This window comes from Bacillus sp. IS1, assembly GCF_032461585.1.
Taxonomy (GTDB): domain Bacteria; phylum Bacillota; class Bacilli; order Bacillales; family Bacillaceae; genus Bacillus; species Bacillus velezensis.
Window position 1 is genome coordinate 698,276 of sequence record NZ_JAWCWR010000002.1, and the last position, 18,118, is coordinate 716,393.

Here is an 18,118-nt window from a genome sequence, read left to right on the forward strand (position 1 = left end):
TAAAAAAACTCTTGCCCCGCGGCAAGAGTTTTTTTAATGAACGGCCTTTTTTTCTGCGGCCAGAGCAGGTGTTTTCAGTTTTTTCGGTGTTATATTCACAAAACAAATGCTTGTGACGATCAGAAGCAGTCCGGCTAAAAGGCTGACGGTAAGCGGCTCATGCAGGAATATCGAGCTGACGACAATGGATATGAGCGGGATCAGGAAGGTGTAAGAGGCAACCTTGCTTGCTTCCCCTGAACCGACAAGCGTAAAAAAGGCGAGCCAGCCGAGCGCGATAACAAAAACTGAAATGAACAGAAGGCTCAGAATGAACGGAGCTTTCCATTGAATCGCTGAAAAGCTTTCTGAAAAATGGCCGGAGCTGACAAGCAGCACGCCGCCGATCAGAAGCTGAAGAGCGACCATCCAGATAGAATCCGCGCGTCCGCCCGTTCTTTTCACATATACCGTGCCGAGCGCCCAGCTGACCGCAGAGCCTAAGGCCAAAAGAATGCCGGCGATGGAAATATGGCCTCCGAAACCGGCTGCGCTGATGACGGCGACACCGGCAAAGCCCAGAATAAGACCGGCTATTTTTAAAGGATACATCGATTCCCCGAGCCACAGCCAAGAAAAAACGCCCATTAACACCGGCTGGAAAAACACGATGGCTGAAAATAGGCCGGCAGGCAGGTAATTCAAGCCGACCGTTTGCAGGCCGTAAAATAAAGTAATATTTAAAATGGCAGAAATAAGATAGATCGGCCACGTTTCTTTAAAACGCAGCTTTTTAAAACGGGGCAGCGCCACCATTAATAATAGAAGTCCGCCGATCAGCGTGCGGATTCCGGCAAACAGAAGAGGCGGCGAATAGGCAAGCGCGGCCTTTGTCAGCGGCCAGTTAATTCCCCATACCGTGACTAGAAACGCCAGCATAAGAGCCGTCTGTATTTTCGAAAGCTGTTTCACGTCGTTCACTCCTTGTAGAACAATTCCATCATATGATACGGTAATCAGTAAGATAAATAAAATGAATCTTTTTTATAAGGAGCATAAGTAAAACGTTATGACGATTACACAACTGCGGGTTTTTGTTCAAATCGCTGAAACGGGAAGCTTTACAAAAGCGGGGCAGGCGCTGAATATGACGCAGCCCGCCGTCAGCCATGCCATCTCTGCGCTTGAGTCAGAGCTCGGCATCAAGCTGATCATCCGCGAGCGCCGCAACGGCGTAAGGCTCACGGACACGGGCGGAAAAATTCTCGTCCATATCAGAGAGGTGCTCAAAGGCATAGAAAAAGCCGAGCAGCTGGCGGCCGCGGAAAGAGGTCTTGAACAGGGAACGATTCACATCGGCACATTTCCGGCCGCTTCCGCTTATTTCATTCCAAAGCTGATCAGCGTGTTTAAAAAACGGTATCCGAAGCTTGAACTGGTGCTTCATGAAGGAACGGCGGACGAAGTAAAAGAATGGCTGCAATCCCGGATGATTGACGCGGGCATTCTGCTGTTCCCGACAGAGGATATGGATTCCTTTCTGCTGAAAAAAGACAAAATGGCAGCGGTTATGCATAAAGATCATCCTCTCGCCGCACGCTCAACCGTAACGATAAAAGATCTGGACGGTGAACCGATGGTGGTTTGCGAAGGCGGTTACACGTCACCTTTTGCAGGCCTGTTTAAACAAGCCGGTGCCGAACTTTGCGCCGCCTTTACCGTGTTTAATGTCAGTACGTCCATCAATATGGTGCGGGAGGGGTTGGGCATGGCAATCTTATCCGATATGTCCATGGCCGGCAATCCCCTCCCGGAAGAAGTGGTGATTAAAGAGTTTACGCCGGATGTATTCAGGGAGGTGCAGCTGGCGGTTCCTTCCATGAAAGACGCATCACTTGCCGCCAAGCTTTTTATTGATGTCGCCGAGGAGCTGTTCATCCGTAAGAAAACCGCCGCTGACTGATTGTTCGAAGATCATCGAATCAAATTGTTTAACTCACGGGAAAAGCTGTGGTAAGGTGTGTGGTAGAGACCTTGTTTAAGATCTGCTTACACTAAACCGCAAAGGAGAAAACGATGGCTGAACATACATTGAAAGATACTGCGTTTTCCGTATTGAATTTATCGCCGGTCGTACAGGGAGGAACGGTTGCTGAATCGTTCCGCAACAGCATGGATTTAGCGCGCCGCGCCGAGGAGTGGGGCTATAACCGCTATTGGCTTGCGGAGCATCATAATATAGAAGGAGTTGCCAGCTCGGCAACAGCGGTGCTGATCGGCCACATCGCCGGCGGCACGAAAAAAATCCGCGTCGGTTCTGGGGGTATTATGCTGCCGAATCATTCTTCACTTGTGATCGCGGAGCAATTCGGAACCCTTGAAACGTTATATCCGGGGCGGATTGACCTCGGACTCGGACGCGCGCCGGGAACCGACCAATTAACGGCGAGAGCCTTACGAAGAAACATAAACAGCGGGGAAGATTTTCCGGAGCAGCTTGAAGAATTGAGAAATTACTTCAAACCGACAGGCAATGTGCGCAATCAAGTCCGCGCCATTCCGGGCGAAGGGCTGGACGTGCCGATCTGGCTTCTGGGCTCAAGCGGCTTCAGCGCGCGTCTTGCGGGAGAGCTCGGGCTTCCGTTCGCCTTTGCGGCTCACTTTTCACCGAAAAACACCGTGCCCGCCCTTGAGCTGTACCGCAGCTCCTTCCGTCCGTCAGATGTACTGGATAAACCGTACGCGATGGTCGGCGTCACCGTCATTGCCGCCGATACGGATGAAAAGGCGGAGCATCTGGCAACATCGCATTATCAAAGATTTTTAGACCTCGTCCGCGGCACGCCGAACCAGCTGAAGCCTCCTGTAGAAGACATGGATCAAATCTGGTCGCCGTATGAAAAAGCGATGGTCAATGAACAGCTCAGTTCAACGATCGTCGGCGGACCGGAGCGTGTGAAGGAGAAGCTGGAAAGCTTCATCCGGACAACACAGGCGGATGAAATCATGGTGAATTCAGAAAGCTTTGAGCATGCCGACAGAATGAGATCATTTGAAATCATCGCCGAATTAAAAAACAGCTGAGCAAAAAAAGCAATGTGCCGCGCACATTGCTTTTTTATTCGCCGATCCGCCTGACTGAATTCCGGATGATGAGTTCCGGTTCATACACGACGTCATCCTTCTTCGGTTTTTTATGTTCTAAGCAGTCGATGACGTATTTTGCCGCCGCTTTCCCCATAATGGATTTCGGATGCTTGACAGAGGTGAGCTTCACCTCGGAAATCTGGGCGAAATGTGAATCATCATAGCCCATGACCGATACGTCATCAGGCACCTTTAACCCGAATTCCCTGAGAAGATTAATCGTCTTCAGCGCAATTTCGTCATTGTAGCAAAGAATGGCCGTCGGATGTGACCCGCTGTTTTGCTCAAGGGTATGCTTAATTTTTTGGAGAAGCACGGTTTCTTTTTCCTCAGTCGTGTAAGTCACGATCATGTCCGGAGACGGAAAAATCCCGCGCTCCCGATGCGCCTGAAGATAGCCGTTCATCCGTTTGACGCCCTGCGTGTCATCCGCTTTAAAGATTCCCATAATGTGCGTGTGGCCGAGGGACATGACGTATTCGCAAGCCATCATGCCGCCTTTGACATCATTGACGGAAAAGCTTGGTGCGGCCAGCTCCGCATAAGAGGCGTTAATCATGGCAAACGGAATGCCGTTTTTCTCCAGATTGAGATAGTAGCCGATGTTGGGCGTCTGCAGCGCGCTTTTTGTAGGCTCGACAATCAGCCCGTCTATATTTTTGGACAGCAGGTTTTCAAGGCCGCGCCGTTCACTTTCTGTATTGTTGTTGGTGCTCGTCAGCAGCATGGAATAGCCCTGTTCGCTTAAATAAGATTCAATTCCCCTGATGATGCTCGGAAAAATATAGTCTGATATGTACGTTGTAATGACGCCGATCGTTTTGTTTGAATGCATGGCTGATTTCGCCGTGCGTGAAGCGACAAAGGTGCCTCCGCCCTGAACGCTGTACAGCAGCCCCTGCGAGACCAAATCTCCGATCGCCTTTCTGATGGTATGGCGGCTGACGCCGAACTGCTGCATCAGCTCATTTTCCGTAGGCAGCTTTTCGTCCGGCTGTATTTTTCCTTGATTCAGCCATGAACAAATTTCTTCTTTTACTTGAGCATATTTCGGTAGCATATCAATTCCTCCAAAATGTATACGGACAAATTCCAGTATAACATAGTAAGCCCTTTCATCAAGCTGTAAAAATAATTGACAGATTATGAAAAACTGCTTATTCTTTATTTGTACGTACTAATTTTCCTTATTTTTAGATAAAATTCTTTATAAGTACGTACAAATGTGGCGGTTCTGAAGAAAACAAAGCAACATCAAGCGCCGCACTCAGATTTGTAAGCGTTTTTATTCTATTATTCGCGGGAGGGTAAAATTCATGAAGAATCACCCGGCACCAATTGGCTCAAATGTACCTGTCACTCGGCAGCATTCCAAGTGGTTTGTCATTCTCATCTCATGCGCGGCCGGACTGGGAGGGCTTTTGTACGGTTATGACACGGCGGTGATTTCCGGCGCCATCGGTTTCCTGAAAGATTTGTACCGCTTAAGTCCTTTTATGGAAGGGCTCGTGATTTCAAGCATAATGATCGGCGGTGTTTTCGGAGTCGGGATTTCCGGATTTTTGAGCGACCGTTTCGGACGGAGAAAGATTTTGATGGCAGCGGCGCTGTTGTTTGCGGTGTCAGCGGTTGTCTCTGCGCTTTCGCAAAGTGTGTCTTCCTTAGTGATCGCCAGAGTCATCGGCGGTCTGGGAATCGGCATGGGCTCCTCGCTTTCTGTCACGTATATTACCGAAGCCGCTCCGCCGGCCATACGCGGCAGTCTGTCTTCACTGTATCAGCTGTTTACGATATTAGGGATCTCCGGCACTTATTTTATTAACCTCGCCGTTCAGCAGTCCGGCTCGTATGAATGGGGAGTGCACACCGGCTGGCGCTGGATGCTCGCTTACGGCATGATTCCGTCCGTCATCTTTTTTATCGTGCTGCTTATCGTGCCTGAAAGCCCGCGCTGGCTTGCGAAAGCGGGGCGCCGGAATGAAGCCCTCGCCGTGCTGACGCGCATTAACGGCGAGCAGACCGCGAAAGAAGAAATCAAACAAATCGAAACGTCTTTACAATTAGAAAAAATGGGGTCATTGTCTCAGCTGTTTAAACCGGGGCTGAGAAAAGCGCTTGTGATCGGGATTCTGCTGGCTTTATTCAATCAGGTCATCGGCATGAACGCAATTACGTATTACGGGCCGGAAATTTTCAAAATGATGGGCTTCGGACAGAATGCGGGGTTTATCACGACATGCATCGTCGGTGTCGTTGAAGTGATTTTCACCATTATCGCGGTTCTTTTAGTCGATAAGGTAGGCCGGAAAAAGCTGATGGGGGTCGGATCAGCCTTTATGGCGCTGTTCATGATCTTAATCGGGGCATCCTTTTATTTTCAGCTGGCGAGCGGTCCGGCTTTAGTCGTCATCATATTGGGATTCGTCGCCGCTTTCTGCGTATCAGTCGGGCCGATTACGTGGATCATGATTTCGGAAATCTTTCCGAACCACCTCCGCGCACGCGCCGCCGGTATTGCGACGATATTCTTATGGGGGGCCAACTGGGCGATCGGCCAGTTCGTGCCGATGATGATCAGCGGGTTGGGGCTCGCGTACACCTTCTGGATATTCGCCGTCATTAATATTCTCTGTTTCTTGTTTGTCGTGACGATCTGCCCTGAGACGAAAAATAAATCATTAGAAGAAATAGAAAAACTCTGGATAAAATGAAAGCGTTTTACGACAAAAGTCCGCTCCGGCGGGCTTTTGTCTGTCACCTTCATTCCGTTTCTGTATATAATGACTGTATCAAGGAGATACTGGGAAATCCTGCGAAGAATGTCGACGAATTGACCTTTAACAGTTGAATTAACAATGTCATCCTGTTAAAATAATTAAAGAAAGCAGACATAATTTTTTTTGGCTATGATGGGACGTTTTTTGTCATAGCGGGACATTTTCTGTCCAGTATGAATAGGAAGGAACGTTTGAGTCATGAACCAGTTAATACAAGCTCAAAAAAAATTATTGCCTGATCTTTTGCTTGTGATGCAGAAAAGATTTGAAATCTTGCAGTATATCAGGCTTACCGAACCGATCGGCCGCAGAAGTCTTGCAGCCAGTCTCGGATTGACCGAGCGCGTTCTCAGAAGCGAGGTTCAGTTTTTGAAAGAACAGAATCTCATCGATATTAAAACAAACGGCATGACAATGACGGAAGAGGGCTACTCACTGCTTTCGATTCTGGAAGATACGATGAAGGATGTTTTAGGATTGACGCTTTTGGAAAAGACATTAAAAGAGCGGCTTAATCTGAAAGACGCCATTATCGTTTCCGGAGACAGCGACCAATCTCCTTGGGTCAAAAAAGAATTAGGGAGAGCGGCCGTTGCATGTATGAAAAAGAGATTTTCAGGCAAAAATATCGTCGCTGTAACCGGCGGTACGACAATTGAAGCCGTCGCCGATATGATGACGCCGGATTCAAAAAACCGCGAGCTCCTGTTTGTGCCCGCAAGAGGCGGTTTAGGCGAAGATGTGAAAAACCAGGCGAACACCATATGCGCGCATATGGCGGAAAAGGCTTCAGGCACTTACCGGCTTTTGTTCGTTCCCGGGCAGCTGTCACAAGGCGCCTACTCATCTATTATTGAAGAGCCTTCCGTAAAAGAGGTGCTTCACACGATTAAATCAGCGAGTATGCTCGTTCACGGAATCGGCGAAGCTAGAACAATGGCGGAGCGAAGAAACACGCCTTTGGAAGATTTGAAGAAAATAGATGACAATCATGCGGTGACAGAGGCATTCGGCTACTACTTTAATGCGGACGGAGAAGTCGTTCACAAGGTGCATTCAGTCGGAATGCAGCTTGATGACCTCGATGCCATTCCCGACATTATCGCGGTAGCGGGCGGATCATCAAAAGCAGAAGCAATCGAAGCTTATTTTAAAAAGCAGCGAAACACGGTTCTCGTCACGGACGAAGGAGCCGCAAAGAAGTTATTAAGGGATAACAGTCCCTCAATATAAATATCTCTCACTTATTTAAAGGAGGAAATAATCATGGCAGTAAAAGTCGGTATTAACGGTTTTGGTCGTATTGGACGTAACGTATTCCGCGCAGCATTAAACAATCCTGAAGTTGAGGTAGTAGCGGTTAACGATTTAACAGACGCTAACATGCTTGCTCATCTTTTACAATATGATTCCGTACACGGAAAATTAGATGCAGAAGTTAAAGTTGACGGCAGCAACCTTGTTGTTAACGGCAAAACAATCGAAGTTTCTGCTGAGCGCGATCCTGCGAAACTCAGCTGGGGCAAACAAGGCGTTGAAATCGTAGTTGAATCTACTGGTTTCTTCACAAAACGCGCAGACGCTGCGAAACACTTAGAAGCAGGCGCGAAAAAAGTTATCATCTCTGCACCTGCTAACGAAGAAGATATCACAATCGTTATGGGTGTTAACGAAGACAAATACGATGCGGCTAACCACCATGTTATCTCTAACGCATCTTGCACAACAAACTGCCTTGCGCCGTTTGCAAAAGTACTTAACGACAAATTCGGCATCAAACGCGGTATGATGACAACTGTTCACTCTTACACAAACGATCAGCAAATTCTTGATCTTCCGCACAAAGACTACCGTCGTGCGCGTGCAGCAGCTGAAAACATCATTCCTACATCAACTGGTGCTGCTAAAGCAGTTTCCCTTGTTCTTCCTGAACTGAAAGGCAAACTGAACGGCGGAGCTATGCGTGTGCCGACTCCAAACGTTTCTCTTGTTGACCTAGTTGCTGAACTTAACAAAGACGTAACGGCTGAAGACGTAAACGCAGCTCTTAAAGAAGCGGCTGAAGGCGATCTTAAAGGAATTCTCGGCTACAGCGAAGAGCCATTAGTATCCGGAGATTACAACGGCAATGCTAACTCTTCTACAATCGATGCTCTTTCTACAATGGTTATGGAAGGCAGCATGGTAAAAGTAATCTCTTGGTACGATAACGAAAGCGGCTACTCTAACCGCGTTGTTGACCTTGCAGCTTACATCGCAAAACAAGGTCTTTAATTCATAGCTCCCGGAAAGGGCCGGACTTGGTTCTTTCGGACAGAAACGCTATAATGAAAGCGGACAAGGGAAGGGGACGGACTCCCTTTCCCTTTTTCCATGAGAACCGGCTTTCAGAAAGCGCCGGATTGCTGCAGAACGTCCGCGTTTTGAAGTTTCCGCGGCACTTTCGTTTTCTGAGCCGCCTGCCCTGGCTCAGAAGACGATCTGCCCCGTGCCCGGAAGCTGCAATCTGCCCCGCGGCGGAAGCATCATGAGGCGGTTTCACGTTTCACGTTTTTCGTGCTATGCAAACCATTTTGAAGGAGGATCTCCTAAGGCATGAATAAAAAAACAGTAAAAGACATCGACGTAAAAGGCAAAGTCGTATTCTGCCGCGTTGACTTTAACGTTCCAATGAAAGACGGGGAAGTAACAGACGATACTCGTATCCGAGCTGCGCTTCCAACAATCAAACACCTTGCAGACCAAGGCGCGAAAGTCCTTCTTGCGAGCCACTTAGGCCGCCCGAAAGGCGAAACGGTTGAGGAGCTTCGTTTAACTCCTGTCGCTGCACGCTTAGGCGAACTGCTCGGCAAAGAAGTGAAAAAAGCGGATGAAGCTTACGGCGATGCTGTAAAAGCACAAATTTCTGATATGAAGGACGGAGACGTTCTTGTATTGGAAAACGTACGTTTCTACCCTGGTGAAGAGAAAAACGATCCTGAGCTTGCTAAAGCATTTGCTGAGCTTGCGGATGTATATGTCAATGACGCATTCGGTGCTGCCCACCGTGCTCACGCATCTACAGCCGGAATTGCCGAGCATCTGCCGGCGGTTGCAGGATTCCTGATGGAAAAAGAGCTTGACGTTCTCGGCAAAGCCGTGACAAATCCTGAGCGCCCGTTTACGGCAATCATCGGCGGCGCGAAAGTAAAAGACAAAATCGGCGTAATCGAAAGTCTGCTTGATAAAGTGGACAACCTGATCATCGGCGGAGGTCTTGCTTACACATTCGTAAAAGCGCTTGGCTATGAAGTCGGTAAATCTTTGCTTGAAGAAGATAAAATCGAACTTGCAAAATCATTCATGGACCGCGCGAAAGAAAAAGGCGTTACATTCTATATGCCGGAAGACGTGCTCGTTGCTGATGATTTCTCTAACGATGCAAACGTTCAAATCGTGCCGATCTCTGAGATTCCAAGTGATTTAGAAGCGATCGACATCGGAACGAAAACTCGCGAAACGTATGCTGAAGTTATCAAAAACAGCAAACTTGTCGTATGGAACGGACCGATGGGCGTATTCGAAATCGACTTGTTCGCTCAAGGCACAAAAGCAGTGGCTGAAGCATTGGCAGAGGCAAACGATACATACTCTGTCATCGGCGGAGGAGACTCTGCGGCAGCCGTTGAAAAATTCGGCCTTGCTGACAAAATGAGCCATATCTCAACAGGCGGCGGCGCATCCCTTGAATTCATGGAAGGCAAAGAGCTTCCGGGTGTAGCTGCGCTGAACGATAAATAAAAACTGCTATAAGGAAGTGGAACAGATGAGAAAACCAATTATAGCCGGTAACTGGAAAATGAACAAAACACTCGGCGAAGCTGTCAGCTTCGTTGAAGAAGTGAAATCTTCCATTCCAGCAGCAGACAAAGCGGAAGCCGTTGTTTGCGCACCAGCTCTTTTCTTAGAAAAGCTGACTTCTGCTGTTAAAGGAACTGACCTGAAAGTCGGCGCCCAAAACATGCATTTTGAAGAAAACGGTGCGTTCACAGGTGAAATCAGCCCGGTCGCTCTGAAAGACCTTGGCGTGGATTACTGCGTCATCGGCCACTCTGAGCGCCGTGAAATGTTCGCTGAAACTGATGAAACAGTTAACAAAAAAGCGCATGCCGCTTTCAAACACGGCATTGTGCCGATCATTTGCGTAGGTGAAACGCTTGAAGAGCGCGAAGCCGGAAAAACAAATGATCTTGTTGCCGATCAAGTGAAAAAAGGTCTTGCGGGTCTTTCTGAAGAGCAAGTTGCCGCTTCCGTTATTGCGTATGAGCCAATCTGGGCAATCGGAACAGGCAAATCTTCTACAGCGAAAGATGCTAACGACGTCTGCGCGCATATCCGTAAAGTCGTTGCTGAAAGCTTCAGCCAGGAAACTGCTGACAAGCTCCGCATTCAATACGGCGGCAGCGTAAAACCTGCAAATATTAAAGAATATATGGCAGAGTCCGATATTGACGGTGCTTTGGTCGGCGGCGCAAGCCTTGAACCGCAGTCATTCGTTCAATTATTGGAGGAAGGTCAATATGAGTAAAAAACCAGCTGCACTCATCATTCTTGATGGGTTCGGATTACGCAATGAAACAGTCGGAAACGCAGTCGCACAAGCGAAAAAACCGAATTTCGACCGTTATTGGAACCAATACCCTCATCAGACGCTGACGGCATCAGGCGAAGCAGTCGGACTGCCTGAAGGACAGATGGGGAACTCTGAAGTCGGTCATTTGAATATCGGCGCAGGACGTATTGTGTACCAAAGCTTAACACGCGTGAACGTTGCCATCCGCGAAGGCGAATTCGAACGCAATCAAACGTTCCTTGACGCCATCAAAAACGCGAAAGACAACGACAAAGCGCTGCACCTGTTCGGCCTTCTTTCTGACGGAGGCGTACACAGTCATATCAATCATTTATTCGCGCTGCTGAAGCTTGCGAAAAGTGAAGGACTGACGAAGGTGTATATTCACGGTTTCCTCGACGGCCGCGATGTAGGTCCGCAAACAGCGAAAACTTACATTCAGCAGCTGAATGAGCAGATCGAAGAAATCGGTGTCGGCGAAATCGCCAGCATTTCCGGACGCTACTACTCCATGGACCGCGACAAACGCTGGGACCGTGTGGAAAAAGCGTACCGCGCAATGGCTTACGGCGAAGGCCCGTCTTACCGCAGCGCGATGGATGTAGTCGACGATTCTTATGCGAACGGCATTCATGATGAATTCGTCATTCCGTCCGTCATCACAAAAGAAAACGGTGAACCCGTTGCGAAAATTCATGACGGCGATTCTGTGATTTTCTATAATTTCAGACCGGACCGCGCCATCCAGATTTCAAACACGTTTACCAACAAAGATTTCCGCGATTTCGACCGCGGTGAAAATCATCCGAAAAACCTGTATTTCGTCTGCCTGACTCACTTCAGTGAATCTGTTGACGGATATGTGGCTTTTAAACCGGTAAACCTTGACAATACGGTCGGTGAAGTATTAGCACAGCACGGGTTAAAACAGCTTCGCATTGCAGAAACTGAAAAGTATCCGCACGTTACGTTCTTTATGAGCGGCGGCCGCGAAGAAGAATTCCCGGGCGAAGAGCGCATCCTCATTAACTCGCCGAAGGTCGCGACATATGACCTGAAGCCTGAAATGAGCGCGTATGAAGTGAAGGATGCTCTTGTAAAAGAAATCGCGGCTGACAAGCACGACGCGATCATCCTGAACTTTGCAAACCCTGACATGGTCGGCCACTCCGGAATGGTCGAACCGACGATTAAAGCAATTGAAGCAGTGGACGAATGCTTAGGCGAAGTGGTTGACGCCATCATCGCTAAAGGCGGACATGCCATCATTACCGCTGATCACGGTAATGCGGACATTCTGATTACAGAAACAGGCGAACCGCACACTGCCCATACGACAAACCCAGTCCCTGTCATTGTGACGAAAGAAGGCGTGACGCTGCGCGAAGGCGGAATCCTAGGCGACCTCGCACCTACGTTATTAGACCTTCTCGGTGTTGAAAAACCGAAAGAAATGACCGGAACATCTTTAATTCAAAAATAAGCGTAAATCAAAAGGAGAGACAAACTCATGCCATACATTGTTGATGTTTATGCACGCGAAGTCCTTGACTCCCGCGGCAACCCAACAGTTGAAGTTGAAGTATATACAGAAACAGGAGCTTTCGGCCGCGCATTAGTGCCAAGCGGAGCTTCTACAGGTGAATACGAAGCGGTTGAGCTTCGTGACGGCGACAAAGACCGTTACCTTGGAAAAGGCGTGTTAACTGCTGTTAACAACGTAAACGAAATCATTTCTCCAGAGCTTCTCGGCTTTGACGTAACTGAACAAAACGCAATCGATCAGCTTTTAATCGAGCTTGACGGAACTGAAAACAAAGGCAAACTCGGTGCGAACGCAATCCTTGGCGTATCTATGGCTTGTGCGCGCGCAGCTGCTGATTTCTTACAGATTCCTCTTTACCAATACCTTGGAGGATTCAACTCAAAAACGCTTCCTGTACCGATGATGAACATCGTAAACGGCGGAGAGCATGCTGACAACAACGTAGACATTCAAGAATTCATGATTATGCCTGTAGGCGCGCCTAACTTCCGTGAAGCGCTTCGCATGGGCGCTCAAATCTTCCACAGCCTGAAATCCGTTCTTTCTGCTAAAGGAATGAACACAGCTGTCGGTGACGAAGGCGGATTCGCTCCGAACCTTGGTTCTAACGAAGAAGCGCTTCAAACAATCGTTGAAGCAATCGAAAAAGCCGGCTTCAAACCTGGCGAAGAAGTGAAACTTGCTATGGATGCTGCATCTTCTGAGTTCTACAACAAAGAAGACGGCAAATACCATCTGTCTGGCGAAGGCGTTGTGAAAACATCTGCTGAAATGGTTGACTGGTACGAAGAAATGGTTTCTAAATACCCAATCATCTCTATCGAAGACGGACTTGACGAGAACGACTGGGAAGGCCACAAACTTCTTACAGAGCGTCTTGGCAAAAAAGTTCAGCTTGTCGGTGACGACCTTTTCGTTACAAACACGAAAAAGCTTGCTGAAGGTATCAAAAACGGCGTAGGCAACTCTATCCTGATCAAAGTAAACCAAATCGGTACATTGACTGAAACATTCGATGCGATCGAAATGGCGAAACGCGCGGGCTACACTGCCGTTATCTCTCACCGTTCAGGTGAAACTGAAGACAGCACAATCGCTGATATCGCTGTGGCAACTAATGCAGGACAAATCAAAACAGGTGCTCCGTCCCGTACGGACCGTGTTGCGAAATACAACCAGCTTCTTCGCATCGAAGATCAGTTGGCTGAAACTGCTCAATACCACGGTATCAACTCTTTCTATAACTTGAATAAGTAAGCATAAAAAGGGCTTGGCTGCATCTGCAGCCAAGCTCTTTTAAGTGTGGGAGAGCTGAATTTCTAGAATTTCTATTACCCTGACAAAAGCAGTCAGGGTTTTTTTGAGTTGGAGTGTTTGAATGATCAAAATCAGTTTATCTTTACGCATTTCCTACAATGTTAGGTTGGGAATATGGATAATTAAGACCAAACTGAACTTGCAAAGTTTCAAATAAGATGCCGCACTTTTAAAAGTCATGACAATAGGGTGAATAAAGAAATGATAACTACGCTCGAGCTTAGCGCATAAAACCAGATATCTCCCTTGATGAATGGATGTTCGAGAGTACAGACCTACTAATATTACTCGGATCGAATATCTGAGGCTAAAAATTTCACTAGCCGATCTTGAAAAAGGACAGTGAAGCTTTAAAGCTTACAGGAGGATGGTTATTACATTTTACGGAGTAACTGTCGGTTTAGCGAATAGCAGACGCTTGGAATCAAGAAAACATACAAGAAATGATAACATTTGCATTTTATGATATGGAACTCCCGGTATCTAGTAGGAATCTGGTTACTGCATCAGGAGAAAACTCTCTTAGACCCCGAGAGAAGTATTGAAAAATAAACCATGTTTGAACAACTGTATACATTGGATCATGGTATCCGCTCAATAAAACTCACCAACTCGGACACTTCTTCAAATTTAATGAAAACATTCAATTAATGTAAGGTTGTGAGTATAACTAGTATTTAGTTAATGACAAAGCATGGTCTGACCCTTTCAATATTCCTAAAACGAGAAGTAAACAATCTTGTGATCACAGATACTTATATCCTTAATTCAGCCATCTCAGATACAGAACGGATAGTCATTAGCTGTGCCCTAGATAAAAAACAATGGTCTACAGCTGCCCGGAATTTAGCTGCATATAATACTTATAAAAGTTAAGGTAGTAGCTGATTGTGTTGACGCCCTCTCAGAACAAAATAATAGTTACTTAATTCCTTATTAATCTAAATAATTTTGATGACAACTCCAAAAGAAAGTATTCTCTCCTTTAAATAAGAGTTCCTGTGTAACATAACTGTTGTTCTTTTACTTGCGCAAAAGGCAGGATTACGATATTTTTTATTTTAAAATTTGTAATGCAGTAATGTGAAAACCGTTTTATTTCTTTCCTAAAGCATTTTAAAAATTACATTCCTAAAAACAAAGGACTTCTTTTTGGTAGTATAAAAAACTGCCCTGTTAAAATAAAGTATAAAATACCCCCCCGAGAATCTCATAAAATAAAAAAATTACATAAAACCCATTGTTTACTATAGGAAAATATGGTAGATTATTATTGAACAGGTTAATAGAGATTTTATCCAGTAAAAAATGAGGAGGTAGATAGTATGAAGAAGACAAAGATATTAAAAACACCAGAATTGAAAGTGACAAAAGATTTAAATTTGATAGACCCATGTGGAGATGTTCTTGAAGAAATTAAAGAACATGAAGTTTCAGGAGCTTTCAATACCTGGAATACAACAACTACTAGCCTGGGGGGGATTTTAGTAAGTGAGGTTCTTGGAAATAAAGGCAAAGTTTGTACAGGTACTAAAGAATGTCAAGGTACTTGCTGAAATAAGTATAAAATAGGCAGTGTAATTAACTGCCTATTTTGCAAAAAATATATTAAGGTAGGATCATTAACTTTGAAAACTAACAAATATAATCTCCAATACTGGATGAAAATGTTTCCTGAGGTTAACAATAAAGATGAATTGCAAAAGATTTTTTTAAATGTATCTGGTAAGACGATTCAATCATTAATTAGAGACGATACTAATATTGAGCAAAATAAAAGTATTATAGATATTGATAGAGTCTTAGATCATAAAAAAAGTGATTTTTTAGTGAGAAATTCTGAAGAATTTTTAGAGCATAATCCATTTTTTCATTTTTTTTCTCCTTTTCTTAACTGCAAAATTGAAGAATTCTTAGTAAAAGTAAGAATTGAAGATGCAGTAGATAATGAGGATGAATTTGTGAAAAAGGTAATTAAACATATAATGGATTTAATGTTTGAAAAAGCTTTTAGGGTTCTTGTTTTGGAAGTGAATATTGCAAGATTAGAGGGGAATTTAGAGGGGACTACCCCGGAAGAAAGACTAAATCATTTTTTAGTTGTATCTTTAAATGATGAATCATTTTTAAAAAGTGTTTATAAAGAATATGAAGTATTAACAAGTTTATTATGTGTAACGATTGATGATTATTTCACATATGTAATGGAAATAATAAAAAACACAAAACGAGAAATTAGTTCATTAAACTCTAAATTCAACTCTGATAACGATTTAGGTGCAATAACAAATATAACCACCGGTCTAGGAGATACTCATCAAAAAGGAAAATCTGTTTCAACAATATATTTTAAAAGTGGCAAGAAAATAATTTATAAACCCAGAGATTTAACGCTTGAACAAGGTTTCCAGGAAGTATTATATTGGTTGGGCGAGAAAAACATACCGGGAATTTTAAATTTCAAAAGAGTTCAAATACATACAGTAAATGATTCAGGTTGGATGGAGCACATAGATTATAAAAGTTGTTTTAATAAAAACGAAGCAAATGATTTCTATACTCGTTCAGGTAATCTTCTTTGTTTACTGTATCTTCTAAATGCAGTAGATTTTCATCATGAAAATTTAATAGCCCATGGTTCTTTCCCAGTATTAGTTGACTTAGAATCATTATTTCATGCAAGACTAAAGGTTGACCAAATTGATAAAAAGTCAGCTGTTGTTAAAGCAACTGAATTAGTTGATAACTCTGTACAGTCAATAAGTTTATTGCCTACAAAAATTTCTAAGAGAGTAGGAGACAAAGACATAAGTCTAGATATAGGGGGATTAGCTGCCTATAAGGAACAACTCTCTCCTCATAAATCATTAGTAATTGAAAATGCAGGAACAGATACGATTAAAATTTTAAGAAAAAATACTTTCATTAAACCTCAATTAAACAACCCTTCCATTAAAACAGGGTCTTACTTATATTCAGAAAATTATACGGGACAAATTAAAGATGGTTTTGCAAGTTTATATAGTTGGGTGATGTTAAATAAAGATGAATTCTGGGATAAAATTTCTCAAACTTTTAAAGAAACAAATAGCAGGTTTATCTTCAGACCCACTTACTTATACACTCAGCTTTTAAGAATCTCAAGTCATCCAGATTTTATGAGAGATACCTATAGACGTAAGATTATTTTACATAGAATCGGCATTGATTATATACAAGAGTATAAAGATATATTGAACTCAGAATATAAAGATTTATTAACTGGGGACGTTCCATTTTTTAGATCCTCTATTGAACATGAACATTTAATAGATTCTAGAGGGAAAAGAATTCACAGCATTCTGGAAGAACCTCCAATAAAAACAGTAAAGCAAAAGATTTTCAATCTTTCGAAAGAAGATTTGAAAAGACAGATTGATTTTATTGAAATGTCTTACATTAGTAATGAAAAAAGATTGAAAGAAGTTACTGATATAAAATTCTCTAAAGCTGCAAGCTTAAATAAAATTAAGTCAGAAAATTGGATAGATGAAGCAACCCAGATAGGCGAATTTATAGTTGAAAACAGTGTATGTGGTATAAATAAAAAACAAAAAGATAGAATGTGGATAGGTCCTAGTCTTGAGGGTATTGAGGAAGACATTTGGAATGCAAATGTATTGGGATTCGATATATATAATGGTAATTCAGGGATTGCTCTATTTTTAGGGTACTTGGGCGAAATCCTCAACAGAAAGGATTTTAAGCAAGCAGCTATCGAAACTATGAGACCAATACAGAAGTTTATCTCTGAAATAAAAGAAGATCACCCATATTTAATAGGTGCATTTCAAGGTATATCAGGATATTTTTATACATTAAATAAGTTATCTAATTTATTTGGAGATTCAGAATTAAGGAAGACCTCGCTTGAAAACATCGGTGTTTTATCGAAGTTAGGTAAATTCGATAAAGTATACGATTTAATAGGAGGGTCTTTAGGTAGTTTAGCAGTTATGCTTTCCATAATACCAGATATTACTGAAGAGAATAACAAAAAGGAAATTTTAAAGATTTCACATACTCATTGTGAACATATATTAAGTGTAGCAAAAAATTTTGAGGAGCAAATATCGTGGCCAGGGAAATTTTCAGCAGCATATTCAGGGTTTTCCCATGGTAATTCTGGTTTTATCGCATACTTATATAAATATTTTAAGTTAACAAATGATGAAAAATTATTGGAAGTCATTCAAAGGGCCTTAAGATTTGAAAGGAGATTGTACTCTGAAGACCACAATAATTGGTATACCACAGAAAATAAAGATAAGTTAGCTAATGGATGGTGTCACGGAGCTCCAGGTATACTTTTAAGTAAATTGATTTTAAAAGATAATGGTTTTGAAGACGAGTACATTGAAAAAGAAATATCGACTGCAATAGATTCTTCTATTCGTAATGGCATTGGCAATAACCCTACATATTGTCATGGAGATTTAGGTGTGCTTTCTATATTGAATTATGCTTCTGATTTAACTAACAATATTAATTTGAAGAATAGATGTTTAAGAACTTATCAAGACCTATTTGAAAATGTTTTGACCAAGAAATGGAGAAAGAGAGACTTAGTCTGTACTAGATCATATAGTTTAATGATCGGATTATCAGGAATAGGTTACTCAATGATCAAAAATTATGCTCCGGAAATTGTTCCTAATTTTTTATGGCTAGAATAAGCTTTAACACTCTTATTCAAAGTCA

13 protein-coding genes are annotated in these 18,118 nt (G+C 43.8%); 11 read left to right on the top strand and 2 right to left on the bottom strand.

The window, feature by feature from the left end:
* Positions 1–33: 33 nt before the first annotated feature.
* Positions 34–951 (bottom strand): DMT family transporter, encoded by a 918-nt coding sequence (locus RUW00_RS11575; RefSeq protein WP_003151595.1) that lies wholly within the window; start codon positions 949–951, stop codon positions 34–36.
* A gap of 97 nt (positions 952–1,048) precedes the next feature.
* On the opposite strand from RUW00_RS11575, the gene RUW00_RS11580 reads away from it, so the two are divergent.
* Together RUW00_RS11580 and RUW00_RS11585 are read left to right on the top strand one after the other, a co-directional pair.
* The gene (locus tag RUW00_RS11580; RefSeq protein ID WP_014418914.1) at positions 1,049–1,942 is read left to right on the top strand and encodes a LysR family transcriptional regulator; all 894 of its coding nucleotides are present in this window, start codon (positions 1,049–1,051) and stop codon (positions 1,940–1,942) included.
* A 113-nt stretch (positions 1,943–2,055) separates the two neighbouring features.
* A complete protein-coding gene (locus tag RUW00_RS11585; protein ID WP_129091113.1) occupies positions 2,056–3,063 on the top strand; it encodes an LLM class flavin-dependent oxidoreductase in 1,008 nt (335 codons plus the stop codon).
* Between the two features lie 34 nt (positions 3,064–3,097).
* On the opposite strand, the gene araR is transcribed toward RUW00_RS11585, so the two are convergent.
* Complete coding sequence (araR, locus tag RUW00_RS11590) at positions 3,098–4,186, bottom strand: arabinose utilization transcriptional regulator AraR (protein WP_022553808.1); 1,089 nt, start codon at positions 4,184–4,186, stop codon at positions 3,098–3,100.
* Between the two features lie 256 nt (positions 4,187–4,442).
* On the opposite strand from araR, the gene araE reads away from it, so the two are divergent.
* From araE to RUW00_RS11635, 9 genes are all read left to right on the top strand, one after another.
* Entirely contained in the window at positions 4,443–5,837 is a 1,395-nt protein-coding gene (araE, locus tag RUW00_RS11595) for an arabinose-proton symporter AraE (RefSeq protein ID WP_003151605.1), read from the top strand.
* A gap of 264 nt (positions 5,838–6,101) precedes the next feature.
* Positions 6,102–7,136: a gapA transcriptional regulator CggR gene (gene cggR, locus RUW00_RS11600; protein WP_003151607.1), complete on the top strand. Its 1,035-nt coding sequence runs from the start codon at positions 6,102–6,104 to the stop codon at positions 7,134–7,136.
* 33 nt (positions 7,137–7,169) lie between these two features.
* A complete protein-coding gene (gene gap, locus RUW00_RS11605) occupies positions 7,170–8,177 on the top strand; it encodes a type I glyceraldehyde-3-phosphate dehydrogenase (RefSeq protein WP_003151611.1) in 1,008 nt (335 codons plus the stop codon).
* A gap of 321 nt (positions 8,178–8,498) precedes the next feature.
* Positions 8,499–9,683, top strand: a complete 1,185-nt coding sequence (locus RUW00_RS11610) for a phosphoglycerate kinase (RefSeq protein ID WP_025649298.1) — start codon at positions 8,499–8,501, stop codon at positions 9,681–9,683.
* Positions 9,684–9,708: 25 nt separating this feature from the next.
* A complete protein-coding gene (tpiA, locus tag RUW00_RS11615; RefSeq protein ID WP_003151618.1) occupies positions 9,709–10,470 on the top strand; it encodes a triose-phosphate isomerase in 762 nt (253 codons plus the stop codon).
* Positions 10,463–11,998 (top strand): 2,3-bisphosphoglycerate-independent phosphoglycerate mutase, encoded by a 1,536-nt coding sequence (gpmI, locus tag RUW00_RS11620; protein ID WP_003151620.1) that lies wholly within the window; start codon positions 10,463–10,465, stop codon positions 11,996–11,998. The genes tpiA and gpmI overlap by 8 nt, the downstream gene beginning before the upstream one ends.
* A 27-nt stretch (positions 11,999–12,025) precedes the next feature.
* Positions 12,026–13,318: a phosphopyruvate hydratase gene (gene eno / locus RUW00_RS11625; protein ID WP_007409956.1), complete on the top strand. Its 1,293-nt coding sequence runs from the start codon at positions 12,026–12,028 to the stop codon at positions 13,316–13,318.
* A gap of 1,385 nt (positions 13,319–14,703) precedes the next feature.
* The gene (locus tag RUW00_RS11630) at positions 14,704–14,934 is read left to right on the top strand and encodes a plantaricin C family lantibiotic (RefSeq protein ID WP_021495220.1); all 231 of its coding nucleotides are present in this window, start codon (positions 14,704–14,706) and stop codon (positions 14,932–14,934) included.
* Positions 14,935–15,006: 72 nt separating this feature from the next.
* Positions 15,007–18,093, top strand: a complete 3,087-nt coding sequence (locus RUW00_RS11635) for a type 2 lanthipeptide synthetase LanM family protein (protein WP_021495219.1) — start codon at positions 15,007–15,009, stop codon at positions 18,091–18,093.
* Positions 18,094–18,118: the final 25 nt, after the last annotated feature.

Excerpts from the sequence above, each read along its gene's own strand:
- RUW00_RS11580 (WP_014418914.1), top strand. The coding sequence starts at position 1,049 with ATGACGATTACACAACTGCGGGTTTTTGTTCAAATCGCTGAAACGGGA.
- RUW00_RS11585 (WP_129091113.1), top strand. The coding sequence starts at position 2,056 with ATGGCTGAACATACATTGAAAGATACTGCGTTTTCCGTATTGAATTTA.
- araR (WP_022553808.1), bottom strand. The coding sequence starts at position 4,186 with ATGCTACCGAAATATGCTCAAGTAAAAGAAGAAATTTGTTCATGGCTG.
- araE (WP_003151605.1), top strand. The coding sequence starts at position 4,443 with ATGAAGAATCACCCGGCACCAATTGGCTCAAATGTACCTGTCACTCGG.
- cggR (WP_003151607.1), top strand. The coding sequence starts at position 6,102 with ATGAACCAGTTAATACAAGCTCAAAAAAAATTATTGCCTGATCTTTTG.
- gap (WP_003151611.1), top strand. The coding sequence starts at position 7,170 with ATGGCAGTAAAAGTCGGTATTAACGGTTTTGGTCGTATTGGACGTAAC.
- RUW00_RS11610 (WP_025649298.1), top strand. The coding sequence starts at position 8,499 with ATGAATAAAAAAACAGTAAAAGACATCGACGTAAAAGGCAAAGTCGTA.
- tpiA (WP_003151618.1), top strand. The coding sequence starts at position 9,709 with ATGAGAAAACCAATTATAGCCGGTAACTGGAAAATGAACAAAACACTC.
- gpmI (WP_003151620.1), top strand. The coding sequence starts at position 10,463 with ATGAGTAAAAAACCAGCTGCACTCATCATTCTTGATGGGTTCGGATTA.
- eno (WP_007409956.1), top strand. The coding sequence starts at position 12,026 with ATGCCATACATTGTTGATGTTTATGCACGCGAAGTCCTTGACTCCCGC.
- RUW00_RS11630 (WP_021495220.1), top strand. The coding sequence starts at position 14,704 with ATGAAGAAGACAAAGATATTAAAAACACCAGAATTGAAAGTGACAAAA.